This is a genomic window from Pseudarthrobacter chlorophenolicus (genome assembly GCF_000962805.1).
Classification (GTDB): Bacteria; Actinomycetota; Actinomycetes; order Actinomycetales; family Micrococcaceae; genus Arthrobacter; species Arthrobacter chlorophenolicus_A.
The window spans coordinates 91,106-111,124 of record NZ_JZTW01000006.1 but is presented as its reverse complement, the minus strand read 5'-3'; the positions used below and the strand labels follow the sequence as shown (position 1 = coordinate 111,124).

The following is a 20,019-nucleotide window of genomic DNA, read 5'->3' as shown; positions in this document are numbered from 1 at the left end:
GGGGGCCTAAGCTGGTGCAACCCGGCCAACCGAGCTACTCCGGATAATCCTCTCCGTGGTTCCACACCTCGGAAAGTTCCTGCCGGCTGGAAACCCCGAGTTTCCCGTAGGTCCGCTGCAGGTGCGCGTTGACTGTATTCACGGAGATCCCCAGGCGGACCGCCGCCTCCGCGCTGCTCAACCCGGAAGCAATCAGCCCGGCAACTTCCCTCTCCCTGTTGGATAGCTTGCCGAGGTCCGGGAGGGCAGCGTGGTGGCGTGCAGCAGTGGTCCCTGCCGCCGGCACATCCCCGGCACCCAGCGCATCCTCCTGGTCAGGATCGTCGTATCCGGGGAAGGCTACCTCCGGAAGCGACGCCGGTACGTCGTCCTGCGGCTCTCCCAGCATTGCCGGCGGCACGCTCCAGATGAGGTCCGCCACTCCCACCTCCTGGGACCTCACTCCGCGTGCTCCCGTCCGCGCCGCGAGTCCCAGGTTGAGGTTCTCCAGGGCGCGGTGTCCCCGTTTACCGGCGGTATCCGCCAACTGCAGCAGCCTGCGGTTGGACGAGCCTGCTCCGCTCACCACCGAACGTGCCGCCGACGAGTAACTGTCCGCCAGCCGGGCAGCCAGGTAGCCACCGGACTGCCGTCTCGCGTCGTAGGCTGCCAGGGCGCGGCGGACCTGGCCCACGTCTCCCAGCAGCCACGCGGCCGCGGCAAGTCCACTCAACGTGACCGGCAGCAGCCCTTCAGGGTCTGCTTCATCGAAACGCACCTTCGCTTGCCGGAAATGCTCACATGCCAGGTCGAGGCTGCCCTGCCGGGCCAGGACGAAGGCCCGGTACAGGTGCGCCGGCCCCTCAAAATAGCTGAGCCGGCCAACGGTCTGGCGCGGCGCCCCCGAGCACACCATTTCCTTGCCACCCCATTGACCACGCCAAATAAGGTTGGAGCCGTGGATGATCAGCACCACCGCGTGGAAGTCCACAGTGCACCTGGGCAGGCATTCCAAGGCTTCCAGGGCGGCGGTGGACAGTTCCACTGCCTCGGCAAACCGGCCGCCGACAGCCAGCCCTTGGGAGACCAGCGCCATGAGCAGCACACCCGCCTCGGTTGTGGGCAGCGGCGGCGGGCCACCCGTTTCCCCGCCAGCCCCGCCGGCCCGGTGATCGCCACCCAGCCCGGCTCCGATAGTGTGCTGCCGGTTGAGCCGTTGGTACAGGGCATCCCCGGCACGGGGCCAGGTGCCGGACTGGGCATCAAGGTACAACTGCAGGACGTCCAGTTCGTCCCGCGCCTCCTGCCCGCCAAAAGGTTCCGCGTCGACGGCGGCTTCCACCCGCCGTCGTGCATCGTCAACAAGGGCATGCAGGACGTTGGGGTCCGGGGACGTGGGATGCAGCGCCCGTACCAGCAGCCAGACCGCCCGCAGGAATTCCCTGTTGTCCGCCCCGTCCGAGGCTGCCAGCAACCGCCTGAGCAACTGGACGCTGCCGTAGATGTCCCCCGTGAGGTACAGCGCCCTTGCATGTTCGACGCCGGCCGGGAGCCTGAGTTCCGGCGCCGTCACCCCTGCGGCGGTGTGCCGGGCCCGGTGGCTGTCATGCAGGTCGTTGGCGGCAATGGCGACGGCCAGCAGGTCGGCGTCCGGCGTGGGCAGGCCGCTTACCTGCTCCAAGGCGACGCGGCGGAACAGGTCCCACAGCGAACCGGCATCACCATGCGGCATCTGGCCCCTGAGGGCTAGCCGCAGTTCACGCTGCCGGTCCGGCGCCAACTGCTGCAGGGCGGCACCGGCTTCGAGGACATGGTTGAGGGTTGCGGTGGCGGCAGCGGGATCCGGCAGCCCGGCGTCCTGAATTCGGACCGCGCCAGCGGACCGCAGTTCCGCCAGGGCTACGCTCCCTGCCAGCGCCTCGGCGACGCCGACGGATAGCGGCTCGCCGACGGCAAGGAAATCGATCAGCTGCCGCTGCTGGTGCGGATACGTGGCCAGCCGGCGCGTCACGAGCTCCTGGATCTGGGTGCCCCCGCGCGTGTCGCGGGTCATCGACCATTCACCGCCGGAGCATGCAACACCGCCGCCGGCCACCGCCGCATCCAGGAGGAGCCTCGCGGCCAGCATGTTGCCTGCGGAGGCCGCCTGGATATTCCGGACCAAGCCCTCGGAAGGCCGGCCCTGGAGGCGGGACGCCAGGAAATCCCGCATCCGTTCCGGACCAAGCTCTGAAAGGTTGACCACGGACAGTTGCCGCGCCACCACCGACTCCATCAGCTCCATGCGCAGCGGCCGGTCGGAACGGTGGGTTGCCAAGAGCCGGATGTCCGGTTCGGACACCACCCTGTTCAGGAGCCAAAGCGAAAGGTCGTCCAGGAAATCTATGTTGTCCAGGGCCAGCAGCACGGGCACCCCCGGGGGCCCGGCGCTGCGCAACGCCTGGCGCGAGGCCTGCACCAGGAACCTGGGCGAGGCATTCGATTTCGCGGGCAGGTCCGGAATCAGGGCCATGGCGATGCTGAACGGAACATCGGCGAAGGAACTGGCCGCGGTGCGCGCAACTACAGAGAAAGTGCCCTCCAGCACGGAGGCCGCGGCGTCCAGCAGGGTTGTCATTCCAGAACCGCCGGCGCCGGAGATCAGCACGCCTGCCGGTTCCGGCCCTGACAGGGCGACAACAATGTCATGCAGCTCCGCTGCCCGGATGATTCCCTGAGAAGGGTGGTTGCCTGCCGCGTTGTCCATGGTCCTGTCTTAGGTGAGGGCCACCGGGCGCATTTCCTGGTGGCCGCGGTAGGACCGTTGTCGAGATGCTCACACGGTATCGGGCCATTTCAGGCAGGGATTGAGTGTGTACTACTTGGATTTTCGGGCCCCGGACCGGGTATCCCCGATTCGGGAGCTGGACCGCGCCTGTGTAAGGTTGGGTGGCGTGGGGCAGGTTCCGGCGCCTGCGGCTGGGGAGTTGACGAGCCGCCGATTGATGTAGCTGCCCCCACCGCGATCCACCATCCCGGGCGATAGAACAACGACGTGCAGCGTTGCCGCTGCACGTTATTTTTGCGCGCCCGCGGAGGGTCGTCATGGTCTCGGAGTCCATGCACCCAACAGATATGACACCCCATGAAACACCTGATCACAGCACTTGCAGCAGTGCTGCTACTGGCCGTCGGCGGACTGGTCACGGTTTCGGCCACAGAGTCGTTTACCACCACAGCCGCAGCCACGAAAGCAGCCGGACAGCGCCCGTCCGAGTCGCCGGCCAAGGACAAGGCACAACCCAAGCGGACGCCCACTCCCACGCCAAGCAGCACGCCGGTTCCCGCGGTCACCTCCCCTGCGGCCGCCGCTCCTGCTCCGGCCACCCAGGCCCCGGCCCCGGCAGCACCGGCTCCGGCACCCGCTCCGGCCATTGTTCCGGCGGCAGCCACCGGAAGCGGCAGCAGCGCGTACCCCCTGCACAGCAACATCATCAGCACCACGTTCTGGGTTGGCGAGATCTTCAACGCCAGCCTCTCGGACGGCTCGCAGGTCTGCTCCACCTACAACAGCCAGTGGGCGTTCCAGCACACCGGCGTAAAGCTGGGCACCGTTGACGCCGGCGCTGCCGGATGCCCCGGCAGCTATTACGGCGGGTGTGACGGAGTGAGCTCCGGTTCCGGCGCCGATTTCAAGTGCGCCACCGAACGGCGCGTCGCCAGCAACGGATACTTCCCGCTCAACCAGCCGAAGCCGCTGCAGAACCCCTTTTACCTGGACCTGCCCTACGACGACCTGAACGATGCCGTCGCCTTCAGCGAGCGCTGCCAGGTGATTCCATGGGCTGCCGCGGACAACGCCGCCAGCGGCGTCAACAACTGTGCAAACCAGGAATACAGCTACATGAAGAACCGGTGGGTCCAGATCACGGGCCCGAACGGCAGTACCTGCTATGGACAGATCGAGGATGCCGGCCCCTCCAGCGGCTCCGAATACCACGACTCCGCCTACGTCTTCGGGGCCGGCGACGCACGCCCGGTCAACCAGAGCTTCTCCGCCGACGCTACCCAGGGCGCCGGCATGGACGTCTCCCCCGCACTTAACGGCTGCCTCGGCTTCGCCGAACTGGACGGCAGCAGCGACCGCGTCTCGTGGCGCTTCATTGACCGTGCCGACGTTCCGGCCGGACCGTGGCTGACCGTCGAGACCACTTCCGGAGTCAGCAACTGACGGCAGCAGCCGGGAGCCGCGCCTCCTGCAGTACCGCCTGACGGAGCCTCCTGACAGCTGTCAGGAGGCTCCGTTCCCGGCCGTCACCGGGGTCAGCTCTTTACCCTGCACCCTGCGGGCAGGGCTGACCCAGGTGCCGGTCGAGGCCGAGGAGAACGCCTTCGGAAGCACCTGGAGGCATAGGAACGCATCCAGGATCCGCATCAGCGGGAACAGCGGTGCCATCAGCAGCATTCCCGGCTTGCGGAGGGAAACCGCTGCCAGGATGGTCAACAGGAAGTCCGGTAGCAGGACACCAAACAGCACATCCTGCGGCCGCAGCAGCCCGGACAGGAAGACCGCAACATCCCAGTCGCTGCCGAAGGCCGCCACCTGGATCGCTGCAACTGTGGAGACGAGGAACACCGGCAGCAGCAGGACAAAGAAGACGCAGCTCATCAACAGCTCGAAAATGTACGTTGCCAGGACCAGCCAGAACCGCCCCGTCTGTTTCCGGTGCCGCCGGACCGTCTGCCAGAATCCCAGAATCCACCGGCGGACCTGCTTCATATAATCCTGCAGCCTGTCCGGGTCCTGGGTATAAGCCACCGCCGCGGAGGGGTGGAACGCGATCCTGCCCAGTTTCCTGGCGTGGATCTCGAACGTCATATTGAAGTCCTCGATGACCAGGCCGGGCGCGACGACGTCGATCTCCTGCAGCGCGCTGGTCCGGTACATGCTGGCGAACCCCGGAACAATGGACACCACATTCGCGCCCCGTGCCGCCTGCCCGTACTTCAGCAGGAGCTGCACCACGATGTACAGGCGCTCCCGGTAGGCCACCAGGAACCGTCCCATAACGGTGGGCGACGGCGGATCCATAATGGATTTCGCCCTTCCCGCCACGGCCACCACCGTTGGATCGGCGAACAGCGGCAGGCCGGTCCGAAGGTAATCCTCGGTGGGACGCGTATCGGCATCCAGCAGCATCACCACCTTGAAGCGCCGGCACAGGTCGAAGTGCGCGATCCCGGCGGCAAGGGCACCCGCCTTCCCCCGGTTGGGATCCAGTTCCAGCACTTTGACCCCGGCTGCGCGTGCCAGCTGTGCCGTGTTGTCCGTCGACATGTCGGAAACCACATGGATGTTCCGGCGCGGTACCAGCCTCGACGCTGCCCGGATGGTCTCGTTGATCACCAGCGCCTCGTTATGGGCGGCCACGAGCACGGCAACGTGGGATGGCAGTATGCGGATTCCGGTTCCCCTGTGCCGCCCCCTCCGGGGCCGGGCGGCGACGGCCGGCAAACCTGCCCTGACGGACCGCCAGGTGCGGTACCGGTGTTTCCACTCCTCCAACAGCCAGGAGTTCTCCCCTGCGAGGCGCACCAGCCCCACGAGGGTCCAGAAGATGGTGCTGACACCAAGGACCAGGATTATCGAAACAGCAATCACAGCGCCGGTGCCCCCACAGTGTCGTACATCGCGTAGTCGTCAGTGATCAGGGTGCCGTTGCTGAAGAGATTGAGGCCGAAGCTGATGGCGGTAGCCCCCGCCGGCAACGCCGGCGTGGTGAAGCTTGCCTGGGCGTACGTGGAGGTTGGCGCCAGCCAGGGGCTCGAGGTCCAGTACACCCACGCGCCCGCGGAGTTGCGGTAGTAGACCGCGAACTGGGTGGTGGCGGTGGAGGTATACCAGGCCCGCAGCGAGTAGGTCTTGCCGGCGATGGCGGGTGGGGCGCAGGAACCGGTGTCCAGGGACGGGAGAAGCTTGCTGTCACCGTTTGAGTAGTTGCTCATCACCAGCCGGACGGCCTTCGTGCCGGAATGGGCGCCGGTGGCGAGCGTGGCGTAAGTGGCGGTGTTCGTTCCGAAGCCCGCCGCCTGCCAGCACTGCGGAAGGGTGCCCGTGCCGGCGGTTTCCAGTCCGGCGTTCTGCACGAGGTTCGCGCCCGCCGCCGGTGGTGGCGGTGGCGGTGTTGCGGCGGCGTCGAACATCTCGGCGTCATCGGTGACCAGCGTGCCGTTGCTGAAGATGTTCAGGCCGAAGCTGATGCCGCTGGCGCCGGCGGGAAGGGCCGGAGTGGTCCAGGTGGCCTTCTGGAACGTGGTTGCCGCTGCAAACCAGGGGCTTGAGGTCCAGTAGGTCCAGGACCCGATTCCGCTGCGGTAGTAAAGGGCGAACTGCGTTGGAACAGTGGATTTGTACCACATGCCCAGGTTGTAGCTGTGCCCGGCAGTTCCTGCTGGTGAGCATCCGCCCAGGTCGAGGGACGGCAGCCATTTGGCGTCACCGTTGGCGTAGCTCCGCATCACCACTTGGGCTCCCCTGCCGGTCCGGCCCTGGTTGACGGTGCTGAACGTGGGGGCGTTGGTTCCGTATCCGCCCTGCTGCCAGCACTGGGGAACGCCGTTGGTGAGCGTTTCGAAGCCCGGGTTCTTGACCAGGTTGCCCGTGCCGGGCGGCGGAACGGCCGGCCCTGAAACGAGTGGCTTGACCGTCCCGCCGATGACTTGGTCCACCGTTTTGACGGTGGTGGTGGCGGGACGGGTCTTCAGCCAGTTGGCGAACTGGTTAAACAGGGTGGGCGAGATGGTGATGGAGTCTGAAGGGTTGTTGGCGATGTGGTGGAACGTCAGCTGGACCCAGCCGCCGGCCCCGTTCTCGGCCTGCGTGACGCTCCTTTGGAGGTCAGCCAGCGTCCACGTATTCTCCACCTGGTCCGGCGCCGCGGTGTAATACGGGTCTGACGGAGGTATGGATTCGCCCACCGCACACGTACCGCAGCTGAACCTGGTGCGGATGTCGCCCAGCCCGCGGGCGCTGTTGTAGCCGCAGTTCCGCACGATCGCCTCGGTGCTGGCGTTGGCCGCCGCGAAGGGGTGGGCGAAGCTGGTCACCCGGAAACCCCAGTTGCTGAGGTTGACGCGGTCGTTGCAGACCTGCCGCGTGGCTTCATCGCTGGGCAGGGTAGTGAGGTCCGGGTGGGTCACGGTGTGGCCACCGATTTCATGCCCTGCGGCCGCCAGCGCCTGGACCTGGGCGAGGGTGAAGTAGTTCGGGGTACCTACGACGCCGGAAGTCACGTAGAAGGTACCCTTCAGTCCCAGCGAGTTCATGGTCTGGGCTGCCGCCAGCTGGTCCGCGTGGCCGTCGTCGAACGTCAGGCTGACCACCGTGGGCGCGGCAGCATGTGCTGCGGGCGGGCTCATCGCCAGGCCGGCGACGGCCAGGGCCAAGGCGGCCGCCACGGTCACCAGGGATTTGGCCCGGCGGAGCAGTCCCCGCCGGGCACCCTCGCGCGGAGGCAGTTCTTCCACGGGCTCGCAGCCGGTAGTTTTCATGGCTTACCACTCGATTCATCTTGGGAAGGCCCCGGGACTGGGGGCTTATTGGGCGGGAGGCGGCGCCCCCACGGTGTCGTACATTTCGTAGTCATCGGTGGCCAGCTGGCCGTCACTGAAAAGGTTGAGCCCGAAGCTGATGGCCTCGGCGCCGTCGGGAACAGGCGGTGTCTCCCAGACCGCCTGCCCGTACGTCGTCCTGGCGGGGAAATACGGGCTGGCAGTCCAGAACTGCCAATCACCCATGGCGTTGCGGTAGTACACAGCGAATTGCGTCCGCGCCGTGGACTGGTACCAGGCGCGCAGCGAGTAGGCGTGGCCTGCCGTGACGCTGGGCGCGCAGGCTCCCAGGTCCAGGACCGGGAGGAGCTTGACGTCCCCTGACGCGTAGCCGGTAACGTCCAGCCGCCGGGACGTTCCGTCCCGGAAGCCGGGAGCAAGGGTTGCCAGTTCGGACGAGTTCTCCCCGTAGCCTGCCACCTGCCAGCATTCCGGCAGGCCGTACCTGCCCGGTGTTTCCAGTCCCGGGTTCCGCAGGGCGTTGACGCCCGGGCCGGCAGGGGGTGCAGCCACTCCCGGGACCACAGGCTTGGCCACTTTCCCAATCACCTCGTGGACAGTGCGGACCCCCATGGTGCCCTGCGCTGTCCGCTCATCCAACCAGGCGGCAAACTGTTCGAACAGGGCCGGGCTGATGGACAGCGGGCTTCCGGAGTCATCGATGTCATAAAAGGCCAACTGGAGCCAGCCGCCCGCAGCCTCGGCCTGTTCCACAGTCTGCTGCAGGCCCTGCAGTGTCCAGTCCCGGCCCACCTCGGCGGTGGCACGGGTGTTGAAGGGGTCCTCCGGCCGTACGGTCTCGGCCGGAGCGCATGATTCGCAGGAATACGGGCTGCGGATACGGTCCTGTCCCCTGGCGCTGTTGTAGCCGCAGCCGGACACAATCTCCTCGGCGCCGGGGGACGATGCCCCGAACGGGTAGGCGAAGCTGGTCACCTTGAAACCCCATTCACTGAGCTTCGCCCGGTCATTGCACACCTGCCGTTGCGCTTCGCCGGGTTCGACGGCGGTGAGGTCCGCCAGGGTGACCGTGTATCCACCGATTTCGTGGTGCTGTTCGGCGAGGAGGTGCAGGTCCTCCTGGTTCAGGAAGCCGGCGGCGCCAACAAAGCCTGAGTTAACGAAGAACGTGGCGCGCAACCGGTGGTCAGCCAAAATGCGGGCAGCCTCCCGCTGGCTGGACCGGCCGCCGTCGAACGTCAGGGAAACTGACAGCAACGGCGCGGCGCCGGCGGTGGGCGGATCGGATGACTGCGGGCCGGCAGCCACATTGCTGCGGTCCCCGCCGCCGTTTGCCGTCATGAACGACGCTCCGCCGGTCAGCACGGCAAGGACAGCAATCCAGGACACGGCAAGGAGGCCCACCCTCCTGCGCGAAGCACGGGCCTGCATGGACGCCAGCTTGCCATTCCCGCGGCCGGCGGTCCCCGAACCGGGATGTTCGCCGGTCACGGCGCGCACCAGCCCGCGGCGACCCGCCGCCATCGGAGGGCAACGTCCTTCATTGACGAGATTTCCATGGTGAGACCCGTTTCTCCACCGACCGGTTTCAGTCGTTCACAGCCTCAGCCTATGAAGACCCCCTCCCTGCGGACACGAGTAGGCAGTACCCGTATTTGGCTTTTGGACCACGTACCCGCGCGCACCCACTACTCGGCGCTGGCGACCCGGCCATTGCGGCCCGTCATGCAGCGGATCCTGGCCTGAAAACAGGGCGCTTATGGTCAAATGGTGGTTCAGGAGAGTAGACAGTAAATCCGACCAACACGGGGGACATGTGGCAGCCAAACCAGGCACCGGCCAGGTCAGCAGGGCTGCCGCGTCCCCGGCGCCATCGCGGGCGGGAAGGGTGCCTTCGGGCAGCCGGCGCTCCAACACCCGGCTCGCCGTGGCCGCCGCGACCATAACGCTGGCCCTGGTTGGCGGCTTCTTCCTATGGCGTTTCATTGCGGAGGCGGGCATGGCACAGCAACCGTGGTTTTCGGGTTATGCGGATGTGACGGTAGACCCGCCGTACGACCTAGCCGGGACCGGAGTGGCGGACAGCCGTAACGTCACCCTGGCCTTCGTCGTCGCCGACTCCTCGCAGCCGTGCGCCCCGAGCTGGGGCAATGCCTACAGCCTGGATGCTGCCAGGGACGCCCTCAACCTTGAGCAACGGATCTCCGCCCTGAAGTCCAACGGCGGCGCCATTGCAGTTTCCTTTGGCGGCTCCATCAATACTGAGCTTGCCGTCGCATGCCAGGACCCGGTCCAGCTGCAGGCTGCTTACCGCTCAGTGGTGGAACGGTACTCCCCCTCCACCATCGATTTCGACATCGAGGGCGATGCGCTGCTGAACTCCCCGGCCGGGGAGCGGCGGGCGGAGGCCGTGGCAGCCCTGCAAAAGGAAAAGGACGGGTGGGGCGGTGGACTGGATGTGTGGCTCACGCTCCCGGCGTCACCACGCGGCTTGACCGACGACGGCATAGCCGTGGTGGACCAGATGCTGGCCGCCGGAGTCGACCTTGCCGGCGTCAACATCATGACCATGAACTACGGGTCCAGCCGAGGATCCTCGCAGAGCATGCTGGACGCGGCGGTGGCGGCCGCCGATTCCACCCACGACCAGCTGAGTATCAGCTACCAACGGGTGGGGACCAACCTCAGCAGCCAGGAAATCTGGACGAAGATGGGGCTGACTCCGATGGTCGGCGTCAATGACCTGCCGGGCGAAGTCTTCGGGCTGGACGCTGCCAGTGGCCTGAATTCCTTTGCCGTCCAGAAGGGTATCCAAAGGGTGTCGATGTGGTCGCTCAACAGGGACCGTGAGTGCACCGCAGCTGCTGCCGGTGGCCAGGCGAGCCATGTGTGCAGCGGGGTCCAGCAGGAGCCCGGCCAGTTCGCCAGGGCCCTCGCCGCAGGTTTTGAGGGCCGGCTGCGCTGACGCCCCGGTTGGCCTGGCCGGCGCCGCAGGGTCAGCGCACCTGGCTTGTGGTGACAATGTCGAGCCACGGGCCATCCGGCACCTGGTCCCGTGTCACGAATTGCCAGTCCACGGTGTCCGATTCGCCGTTGATGTCTTCAAACCCCAGGCACCCGTTCAATGCCGGAGAAACGTCCATTCCCGCCCCGTTGAATTCCTTATTGGCAGGGCGGGCATCATTGGATCCAAAGACATATTCCTTGTCGTGGTACTGGCCGGGACCTGCGTCCTGGATCTGGCCGTAGCATTCCTGGTTTCCCTTGCGGATCCGGACCCATTGGTTCTTCATATAACTGAATGATTTGTCCTGCTCACGGCCCGCATATTCAGAATCCTTGGCCCAGGGAATGACGGTGGCCCGTTCCGCGAATGCCTTGCTGTCGTTAACGTCGTCGTAGGGCAGGTCAAGGTAAAAGGGGTTTTCCTTGGGTGTCATGCCGGTGGGCATGTAGCGGTTGGCTTCGGTCCGCTGCTCAGTCTGGCAGGTTCCGGATTTCATCACGCCGTCGCAACCGCCGAAGTTCCGCATCCAGCCGGAGTCGTAGGTGGACATGACCTGGCTGCCGTCGTCGGCCTTGGGATCGAATAGTTCGCCCACCCAGAATGTGGTGGCCACGATGTTGGTGTGCCACGGATAACCGCCCTCCCCGGAGGAGTTTCCGCCGTCCGGAGGGGAAGGCGGCGAGGAACAACCCGCAGCGATGAGCGCCACCGAGGACAGGGCGGCCGCCAAGCCCCACCGTACCCGCATGCTGTGTCCAACCCGCCACGTGCGCGATCCTTGTGGTGCACGCCGATAATTCAGCACTGACGCTCTTTTCAACCCGGACTCCTTCGTATGCCGTGCCACTTAATTTTCCTTCATATCCCGTGGCATGGGCGAGGAAAATGCGCACATTGACAGCCAATTCATAGCTTTCCAATTCACGGTATTTCCGGAAATTCGCAGACCAATGGCCGGGCCGGGAAATAAATCCCGGCCCGGCCAACTGGGTATCTGGTTGTCCGGACCTTCGGCCGTCAGGAGGCGAGAATGACCTTCCACCGTGAAGCGTCGGCCGTGTTCGATGTCCGGTTGTCTGCGGCGACGTTGGTGATGATCTGGTCAATTGTGGTTTTCGGATCGAAACCCACCAGTTCGAACGACTTGGTGTTGTCCGGCACCCGCCGCCGCATGTCCTCGTAGCCTTCGGAGTAGGCCTGCTCGTAGGGCACGAGGGTGATGGGGCTGTCGCTTCCCACGAGTTCCACGATCCGCTCCGCGAGGGCGAGGATGGAGATCTCGTGGTTGCCGCCGAGGTTGTAGGCGTTGCCGTAGGCGCGCTCGTCCTCGGAGATCCGCGTAATGGCCGGCACGATGTCGCCCACGTAGGAGAAGCAGCGTGTCTGGTGCCCGTCTCCGTACACGGTCAGTGGTTCGCCCGCGAGCGCCTGGCGTACCAGGCGGGGCACCACCATTCCGTAGCGTCCGGTCTGGCGGGGGCCCACGGTGTTGAAGAGCCGGACAATCGCCACCCGCAGTCCGAACTGCCGCCAGTAGGCGTGGGCGAATGCTTCGTCGATGCCCTTGGCCGCAGCGTACGTCCAGCGCGATTTCAGGGCCGAACCCAGGATCCGGTCCGATTCCTCGGAAAGGCTGTCCGAGGTGTTCTTGCCGTAGACCTCGCTGGTGGATGCGAGCAGGAGGCTGGCGCCTGCTTCAAGGACGGAATCCAGGACCACTTCCGTGCCGTGGATGTTGGTGCGCAGGCTTTCCAGCGGGTGGTCAACGATCAGGTTGACGCCTACCGCGGCTGCCAGGTGGAACACCCGGTCCGCCCCTGCTACTGCCTTGTCCACGGCAGCCCGGTCAAGGATGCTGCCTTCGATGAAACGGAACCTGCGGTGCCCAATGACGCTCTTGAGGTTCTCAAGCCGGCCGGTGGACAGGTCATCCAGGACAATTACCTCGTCCCCCGCTGCCAGGAGGTGTTCCACAAGGTGGCTCCCGATGAATCCGGCACCGCCGGTAATTGCTGTTCTCATGCTTCCTGCTTCCAAATGGAGTGGTGTGGTCAGAGCCTGGTGACGTTGTCTGCCTTGGGCAGCCGGTAGGTGGTGTCCAGCACTGCCGTGGCGTTCCCCAGCCAGTCAAGGTCCGTCTGGCTGTGCCTGGTGTGCAGGATGACGAGGTCCGCTTCCCACAGTTGGGGAGCAGGATTGGAGATGAGCGTCCCGCCCCTGCCATCGGGCGCGGTGAGGCACCAGGGATCCGAGTAGGCCACCTCGGCACCGTCCGCGATGAGTTCGGCGATGATCTCGAGGGCCGGGGATTCACGGAGGTCCTCGACGTCGGGCTTGTAGGCCACGCCCACCACCATCACGCGCGCGCCGGCCAGGCCGTGGTTCCGCTCGGAGAGGATCCGCCGCGCCTTTTCCACTACCTGGTGCGGCCTGCCCGCGATCCCGATCATTGCCTGCTCGATCACCGGCGCCGTGACGCGGGCCTTGCGCAGCTGCCAGAGGAGGTAGTGCGGGTCGCACGGAATGCAGTGTCCGCCGACTCCCGGTCCGGGGGTAAACGGCATGAATCCGTACGGTTTGGTGGCGGCCGCGTTGATCACGTCCATCACTTCCATGTCCAGTTCGTGGCAAATCTGGGCAAACTCGTTGGCCAGGGCAATGTTGACCGCCCGGAACGTGTTCTCCACGAGCTTGGTCATTTCCGCGGCGTCCGCGGACGGGACCACGTGGACCAGTTTGGTGCTGGCGCTGAGCAGCCGTTCGGCCGCCTCACCGCAGGCAGCCGTGACGCCGCCCACCACGCGGGGAACGTCTTCGTGGGAGAAGGAGTCGACGCCGGGATTGATGCGTTCCGGCGAGAAGGCAACATACACGTCGCGTCCCGGGATGAGTCCCTTGGCTGCAAGGGGCATGGCCAGCAGGTCCCTTGTTGTGCCCACGTAGGTGGTGGAGGTGAGCATCAGCAGCTGTCCCGGCACCGCGTATTCCACCACTGAGGCACACGCTGCGCGCAGGATGCCGAGGTCGGGAACAAGGTACTCGTCCACGGGTGTGGGAACGCAGACCACAACGGCGGCCGCGTGGGCCAGCAGCGAGAGGTCGCTGGTCAGCATGAATGAGGGGTCCAGCAGTGCGGTCTTCAGCCGCTCCTTGTCCGAGTCCAGCAGGTCCGCCTGCTGTTCCCGGATCACCGCCAGCCGCCGCTCCGAGACGTCGAGCCCGAGGACCCGCCTCCCGGAGGCGTTGATGGCCAGGGCGGTGGGCAGTCCCACGTAGCCCAGGCCGACGATTGCGACGTCGAACGTGAACACCTGGTCCTGGGCGGGAATTGCCCGCGCCGCGGTGCCCTCAGTCCACTCCACTGCCTCAGCCGGCAGGGAGTGGGATTCAACGGCGACCTGTTTCTTGAGGGTCTTTACCTTCGTGTTCGGTGCCATGGTCAGTCGACCTCCCGGTGCATTTTGTCTCCAGAGTGAATGAAAGCCGGCGGCGAGAAGGAGTGTGCCCGGGTCTCAGGTGGCACGTCGCCCTTCACCGCCGGCCCGTTTTGGGGGGTCCCCGCCAATGGCGGGAGACCTGTCGCATCGGGACTGCTTTCCTGCCGGACGGCCATCAGGCTGTCCCCCGGAAAGGAAATCTTCCTGCGCTTCATGTCGAGGCCCACTTCCCCTCGTGCTGGCGGTTGCCAACAAGACGAGGGTATTAATCAAGTCCTTTGCCCGGCGCGAGTGTGGTGTACCCGTCTTTGACCCCGTCCGCCGCCGCCGGCGGTGAGACTACGTGGCTTGTGGCTGCCCACCACTCGCATTGGTACTCGGTGGGGCGGGTGCCCCGGGAATGCCCGGAATTCCGCCAAAGCAGCACCGAAAACCGGCGCGGCAGCAGGCGCTGGTTAACGAAAAAGGCCCGTTAGAGAGTGTGTTCGCCGCCGTGATCGCCGCTGATCAGCTTTTCGCGGTCGCTGATTCCGAGCTTGGCGAACATCCGGTACAGGTGGCCTTCCACCGTCCGGAGGGAGAGTCCGAGGCTGAGTGCGATGTCCCTGTTGCTCGAACCCGTCTGCACCAGGGCAACGATCTCCTGTTCCCGCCTCGTCAGCTTTGACAGGTCCGGCATCCCGTGGCCTGTGGCCGCGGGAGCCTTCCCCAGGGCCGCGGTGCGCCGTTTAAGGAGCCGCTGTGCTTCGAGCTGGCGGGACTTGTCCCCCCGGCTTTCGAGGATCCTGAGCGCATGGCCCGCGTAGTCGGCTGCCGCGAGTTCCAACCCCTCCTTGGCTGCGGCCTCACTCAAGGCAATGAGCCCGGCGGCATCCTTGGCGTCCAAGGCCTGGCTGTAGCTGAAAGCGAACTCGGCGGTGCGGCCTTCGCTGGTTTCTGCCAGGGATTTGAGGCGGCGCACCACGGAGAGGTCCCCCGCCCGGAGGACCAGGACGAGGATATCGATCTCCGGCCCCACCGCCCCGTTGGCTGCCGCGGTGTCCGCGAGGGACATCAGCCGGGACAGGGTGGGACGCAGCCCCACCTGCTGGACCTTGGCCATGGCGGCGTGGGCCCTGCCCAACAGGGATGATTCCATCCCGTCGCGGGCCAGCGACTCATGCTCCAGTGTGTAGGAGGAAGCGACCTCCCGGAACTTCAGCAGGGACGCAGCGTAGGCGGCGGCAGCGACGGCGTCGGGCAGGTCGCTTTGCAGGTCCGACACCCGGAGCATACTCACCGCCTGCCGAAGGCACGGCAGCGCGGCCCCCAGGTTGCCACGGCGCAGGTCCACGCTGCCCGCGCTGAAATGCAGCGCACCGCCGTCGTAGATCAGCGAGTTGGGCGCCTGGGATACGTGGTTCTGCAGGTACTCCTCAAGCACTGTGAACTCGCCGGCATGCAGCAGGGCAAGGATGTAGCGGCGCATGAAGAACCCGGTGTGCTGCAGGCCCCAGTAGCCGGCAGCATCGAGGATGTCCTTGACGTCGGCCAGCACCTGCAGGGCCGAGAGGGGCTTGCCGGTGACGGCCATCGATTCAGCCAGCAGCGTCCCTGCGAGCAGCCGGGTTTCCCCGTCCCCGCCCTGCTGCCAGATCTGCCGCAGCTCGCGCTCCGTTTCCACGTGGCGGCCCTCCGCCTGCATGCCCTCCAGGACCAGCAGCCGGCTTCCGAGGCGTCCCAGTTCAAGCTCCTGCGCATCGATTCCCCGGGCGGATTCAGCGATCCGGGCCAAGGCGGCCTCCCATTCGTACGCCGCCTGCTTCACCGCGTTGGGGCCCGCCCCCTGGCGCCTGGCGAGTTGCGCGGCAAGCATGGACACCTGCCGCAGGGTGGCAGGATGGTTGGTCCTTTCGACGATCCCGCTGATTTCCCAGGCCGTTCCGCGGATATCCCCCCGGTACCACTTGGCGCGGGCCACCTCCACCCGGGCCGCGAGCTTGAGCGCCGGGTCCTTGATGGCTCCGGCTACGCGCTCAACGTAGCTGGGGATGAAGAGCCGGTTGGCCAGCTGCGCGGCCTCCAGGATTTCGGTGTCCGGGATCCTGGCACCGGCTTCGAGCCCCCAGGAAACATAGCGGAGCAGGCCGTCCATGGTCTGCGGGCGGTTCTCCAGGAGCTGCAGGATGCGCTGGCGGATCCGCAGGCTGCGGGCAGCCGGCACAATCTGCCGCAGTACTTCGCCCACCAGCGGCTGGGCCAGGCGGACGTGCTGCTCGGCATCGGAATCGATGGTGATCAGCCGCATTTCCTGGAGTTCGTCCACGGCGTAGTGATCGCTCGCCTGCCGCAGCACATCCAGGGGCAGGGGTTCAGCCAGGGCGACAGTGTCCAGGGCCTCACGCTGCAGATGGTCGAGGTGGACGATCTGGTTCCTGACCAGGTCCAGGAGCCGCAGGCTGTTGCCGCGCAGCTCGGAGGTCAGCATCCATGCCCCGTTCCGGCTGACCAGCTGGCCGGCGGACCTGGCATTGCCGATGAGTTCCAGCAGGAACATCGGGTTTCCTCCGGATGCCCTGCGGAGCACCGCACCGGCGCTGGGGACCACCGGCGCGCCCAACACCTGGGCGCACAGCTGGTCGACGTCCTGTCCGTTCAGGGGCTGCAGGTCGAAACGGTCCAGCAATCCTTCGGACCACATCGAGAAGATTTCGCCGGGAGGCGCCGGATGTGGGCGGCAAATGAAGACCACCTTGGCCACTTCGGCGGCTGTGAGCTGGGCCAGGACGGCGACGCTGCCCTCGTCGAGGTGCTGGGCGTCCTCCACCACCAGGACCGCTGGCACCGGTTCCCGCTCCCGGGCCGGGTTCAGGGCGGCGGTCACGGCCTTCATCACGGACAGCGGCTCGTTGATCTGGCCCGGCGTCAGCGAAGTGATCAGTGGCGCCAGGGCGGCGAACGGGACTCCGGCCAGGGTGGCTCCGGCGAACACCCTGAAGGGGCGCACGCGGTGGCCCAGTTCCTGGATCACCGCGTTAACCAGCGCCGTCTTGCCAAGCCCGGCATCACCCAGCAGGAGGACGCCAGGGCCGTTGCGGTCCAGCAGGCAATCCGCGACGGCGGCCAGGATGCCCGAGCGCCCCACGAGTGTTTCGCTTGCCAGTACCTCGGTCATTGCTGGTTCCCGTCAGCGAGGCCCAGGGCAAACGGCAGCTCCGAGCGTTCAACGATCTTCAATTTCCCGTAGATCTGGTAGAGGTGTCCCTCCACCGTCCGTACCGACAGGTGGAGCCTGGCGGCGATGGCCTTGTTGCTGTGGCCCCTCGCGGCGAGGGTGGCGATCTCAAGCTCCCGCGCCGTGATGCGGTCTTCCTGCTGTGAGGTGTCCTCAGGGGCGCGCATCCTGTGCCGGCAGGTCTCCGCGATCCGCCGGGCCTGCAGGAGCAAGGCGCGGTCTTCCAGGGCATGCGCGCCGCGGATGACTGCCTCGGCGACATCGAACGCAAACCGGTCATGCTGCAGGTCCTGGGCGAGCTGGGCGACGGCCACCTGCTGGGCCACGTCATGGGCGAGCACTGCATTCGCGTAGGCTGCGCACAGTCCGGCGAAGTCGCCGTCGCACCTTAACGCTGTGTCGAGGAGCCGGGGAGCCACAGCTGTCCGTCCCAACCGGACTGCCGTGCTCAGCGCAAGGACCTCGAGGCCATGGTTGCCCGCCGCATGGTCGTCGTCGGCCAGCCGCATCAGTGCATCGCTGGCGGCCTGCGGCCTGTCAACACCGTCCACGGCGAGGATGGTGAAATACGCCGCGATCCACTCCATCGGCCGACCGGGCCGCGTGGGCCCCGTCCCTTTCTGTGCGAGATAGCTGCCGGCCTGGTCCGATTCGCCCTGGAGGGCCGAGGCGTAGGCAGCCGCTGCGGTGGCCACGCCAAGAAGCCCCTCGTCATCGCGCACCCGCAGCTGGCCGATCAGCGGAACCAGGGATTCCAGGCCCTCGTGTGCCCTGCCCTGCAGGCACCGCAGGACTGCCAGTGCCAGGTCGAAGGAAGCCGGGAACGGCTGGCCGGCGGGGAGCGGAGAGTCCCAGCGCGGCTGCAGCATCGATGCCGAATCTTCCCAGCAGCCGGCCAGCAGCAGCGCGAACCGCAGTCGCCCCGCGGCCGACCAGGCCGCAGCTGCGGAGACCATCGGATCCCGGCCGTGGGCCAGCAGCTGCCCGGCCATGTCGGCTGCTTCGGCCTGCCGTCCGGTCAGTGCCCATGCCTCACACATCAGGCTGCCTGCCTTGAAGCGGAATTCCGGTCCGTGGGTTTCAAAGTCCTGCAGTGCATCCTCCAGCAGCACGGCTGCTTCTGCGTAGCGGCCCAGGTGGCCGGCAACCCGGGCTTCGGCCAGGACCAGCTCTTCCCGTAACACCCTTTCAGCGTCCGGCCCATCATGCAGCCCGTGCGGCAAGCCGGTGGGAGCAACGTCCCCCGGCATCAGGTCCCCGTCCAGTGCCTTCCGTACATGCCGGAGGTGTTCCGCCGCCTGGTCCATGGTTCCCCGATCCGCCTGCAGGACCGCGGCCTCCGCGAGCTGGAACCGCAGGGTGTCTGCGGAAGACGGCGGGCCGGCGTCGTTGGCGTCCGCGCTCCCACCGGCCTGTTCCCGGTATTGCCGGAGTACGGAACGGGCTTCGCTGACGGCACCGAGGGCCGCAAGGGCGGTGGATTCCTCCGCGACCGCCGCGGCGCTGTGCGAATGGCCGGGGACTGAGCGGACCAGCCGAAGGGCCAGCGGGTAGTCGGCACGGGTGTTGGCGATCGCGGCGGCATGCAGGGCCTCTGTGTCGGTGAGCGGCGAGCCGCATTCCAGGGCCCATGCGGCAAGGGCCACCCTGAGCGCGGGGTGCATCAGTGCCGGCTCCACTGCCTCGCAGAACCGTCGCCGGAGATCGCTGCTGCGGCCGGTGGGGATATTGGCGCGGATCACGTCGCCCAGCAGCTGGTTCTGCATCCCCACCATCCGTGGCAGGGAGTCGTCCACTACCAGGATCCCGCGTTTCTCCAGGGCGTCGACGTCGTCGGGCAGTGCCACGGCCAGCAGTGCTTCCAGTGGCACGGTCCCGGCCAGGGACACGATCTCCATGGCCATGCGTTCGCCGGGCCCCAGCTTGCCCAGCCGGGTGACCACCAGGTCTGTGATGGCAGGGCCGTGGGGCCTGTCCATGGCGGTGAGGACCCAGACGCCGTCGCGCACCGCGAGGGCCCCGGATTCAACCAGTTCTCCTGCCAGCATCTTCAGGTAGTGCGGGTTTCCGCCGCTTGCCGTCCAGAACTCGTGCGCTGCGGATGCAGAGATGCGGCCGCCAAGGCTCGCTTCGAGCCAGGAGATGGCTTCGGGCAGCGGGAGCGGCTCAAGCTCAATCCGTGCAAGGTACCCGTCCGTGCAGAGCCGGGACAGTTCGCTGCCCAGCCGCTGCGGATCGGTGCACGTCAGGATCAGGCCGGCCGTTCCGTTGCGGGCGAGCTGGGAGATGACCGCCCCCGCGAACTCATCCACGTCCCCTGCGTTTTCAATGACCAGGTACACGGGTTTGCCCTCTGCCCGCGCGGTGAGCAGGGCCGTGAGGGCAGAGAGGACCAGCGCGGGGTGGGACAGGAACTGCGAATCCAGGTCCCGCAGCAGAACGTTCAGCGCACCGTACGGGCTTGCGGTGAGGCCGGCGCTCGCCCGGAGCACCACAATGTAGGCGTCATCCCGGATTTCCTTGGTCAGGAGGCTGGTGAGGTAGCTTTTGCCGCTCCCTGAGGCTCCGGTGATGAGCACTCCGGCGCGTGACTCGTCCAGGGCGCGGACGAGGTCCTCTCCGGTGGTCCTGCCGCCAATCTGCGGCCAGGTCCTTGAGCTCACCCCGGTGCCCCCTCTGCTGGTAGACGTCGCGATGCCCGATCCTCCGACGCCCCCTTGTCCGGGCGTCGGCGGATCAGGCTTTCGGGGGCCCCTAACCGCCAACCGCCACCTTGACCGGGTCCCCGCCAATCAAGTAGTGACAGCCCCAATTAATCAGCTGGACTCTTG

General features: G+C 66.6%; 12 protein-coding genes. 3 read left to right on the top strand and 9 right to left on the bottom strand.

Translation table 11 applies throughout. The annotated features are described in order from the left end of the window. Positions 1 to 34: 34 nt before the first annotated feature. Positions 35 to 2,725: a helix-turn-helix transcriptional regulator gene (locus UC32_RS08260; protein WP_045730749.1), complete on the bottom strand. Its 2,691-nt coding sequence runs from the start codon at positions 2,723 to 2,725 to the stop codon at positions 35 to 37. A 378-nt stretch (positions 2,726 to 3,103) separates the two neighbouring features. On the opposite strand from UC32_RS08260, the gene UC32_RS20705 reads away from it, so the two are divergent. Next, positions 3,104 to 4,189, top strand: a complete 1,086-nt coding sequence (locus UC32_RS20705; protein ID WP_045730748.1) for a hypothetical protein — start codon at positions 3,104 to 3,106, stop codon at positions 4,187 to 4,189. 60 nt (positions 4,190 to 4,249) lie between these two features. On the opposite strand, the gene UC32_RS08250 is transcribed toward UC32_RS20705, so the two are convergent. From UC32_RS08250 to UC32_RS08240, 3 genes are read right to left on the bottom strand one after another with little or no spacing between them, the layout of a single operon-like run. Next, entirely contained in the window at positions 4,250 to 5,620 is a 1,371-nt protein-coding gene (locus UC32_RS08250) for a glycosyltransferase family 2 protein (RefSeq protein WP_045730747.1), read from the bottom strand. Beyond that, positions 5,617 to 7,509 carry a polysaccharide deacetylase family protein gene (locus tag UC32_RS08245; protein ID WP_045730746.1) on the bottom strand — a complete coding sequence of 631 codons (1,893 nt, stop codon included), beginning with the start codon at positions 7,507 to 7,509 and terminating at the stop codon, positions 5,617 to 5,619. Before UC32_RS08245 ends, UC32_RS08250 begins: the two co-directional genes overlap by 4 nt. Before the next feature lie 45 nt (positions 7,510 to 7,554). Further along, positions 7,555 to 9,054, bottom strand: coding sequence for a polysaccharide deacetylase family protein (locus UC32_RS08240; RefSeq protein WP_235423624.1), 1,500 nt, complete (start codon positions 9,052 to 9,054; stop codon positions 7,555 to 7,557). An 87-nt stretch (positions 9,055 to 9,141) separates the two neighbouring features. On the opposite strand from UC32_RS08240, the gene UC32_RS21060 reads away from it, so the two are divergent. Next, entirely contained in the window at positions 9,142 to 9,276 is a 135-nt protein-coding gene (locus tag UC32_RS21060) for a hypothetical protein (RefSeq protein ID WP_268747944.1), read from the top strand. A gap of 70 nt (positions 9,277 to 9,346) precedes the next feature. Continuing rightward, positions 9,347 to 10,495 carry a chitinase gene (locus tag UC32_RS08235; RefSeq protein ID WP_235423623.1) on the top strand — a complete coding sequence of 383 codons (1,149 nt, stop codon included), beginning with the start codon at positions 9,347 to 9,349 and terminating at the stop codon, positions 10,493 to 10,495. 31 nt (positions 10,496 to 10,526) lie between these two features. On the opposite strand, the gene UC32_RS08230 is transcribed toward UC32_RS08235, so the two are convergent. From UC32_RS08230 to UC32_RS08205, 5 genes are all read right to left on the bottom strand, one after another. Beyond that, positions 10,527 to 11,285, bottom strand: a complete 759-nt coding sequence (locus UC32_RS08230) for a hypothetical protein (RefSeq protein ID WP_235423622.1) — start codon at positions 11,283 to 11,285, stop codon at positions 10,527 to 10,529. Between the two features lie 269 nt (positions 11,286 to 11,554). Further along, positions 11,555 to 12,559 carry a dTDP-glucose 4,6-dehydratase gene (locus tag UC32_RS08225; RefSeq protein ID WP_045730744.1) on the bottom strand — a complete coding sequence of 335 codons (1,005 nt, stop codon included), beginning with the start codon at positions 12,557 to 12,559 and terminating at the stop codon, positions 11,555 to 11,557. A gap of 29 nt (positions 12,560 to 12,588) precedes the next feature. Continuing rightward, a complete protein-coding gene (locus UC32_RS08220; RefSeq protein ID WP_052690543.1) occupies positions 12,589 to 13,974 on the bottom strand; it encodes a nucleotide sugar dehydrogenase in 1,386 nt (461 codons plus the stop codon). A gap of 472 nt (positions 13,975 to 14,446) precedes the next feature. Further along, a complete protein-coding gene (locus UC32_RS08210; protein ID WP_045730743.1) occupies positions 14,447 to 17,128 on the bottom strand; it encodes a LuxR C-terminal-related transcriptional regulator in 2,682 nt (893 codons plus the stop codon). Further along, positions 17,125 to 19,851, bottom strand: a complete 2,727-nt coding sequence (locus UC32_RS08205; RefSeq protein ID WP_045730742.1) for a helix-turn-helix transcriptional regulator — start codon at positions 19,849 to 19,851, stop codon at positions 17,125 to 17,127. Before UC32_RS08205 ends, UC32_RS08210 begins: the two co-directional genes overlap by 4 nt. Between the last annotated feature and the right edge of the window lie 168 nt (positions 19,852 to 20,019).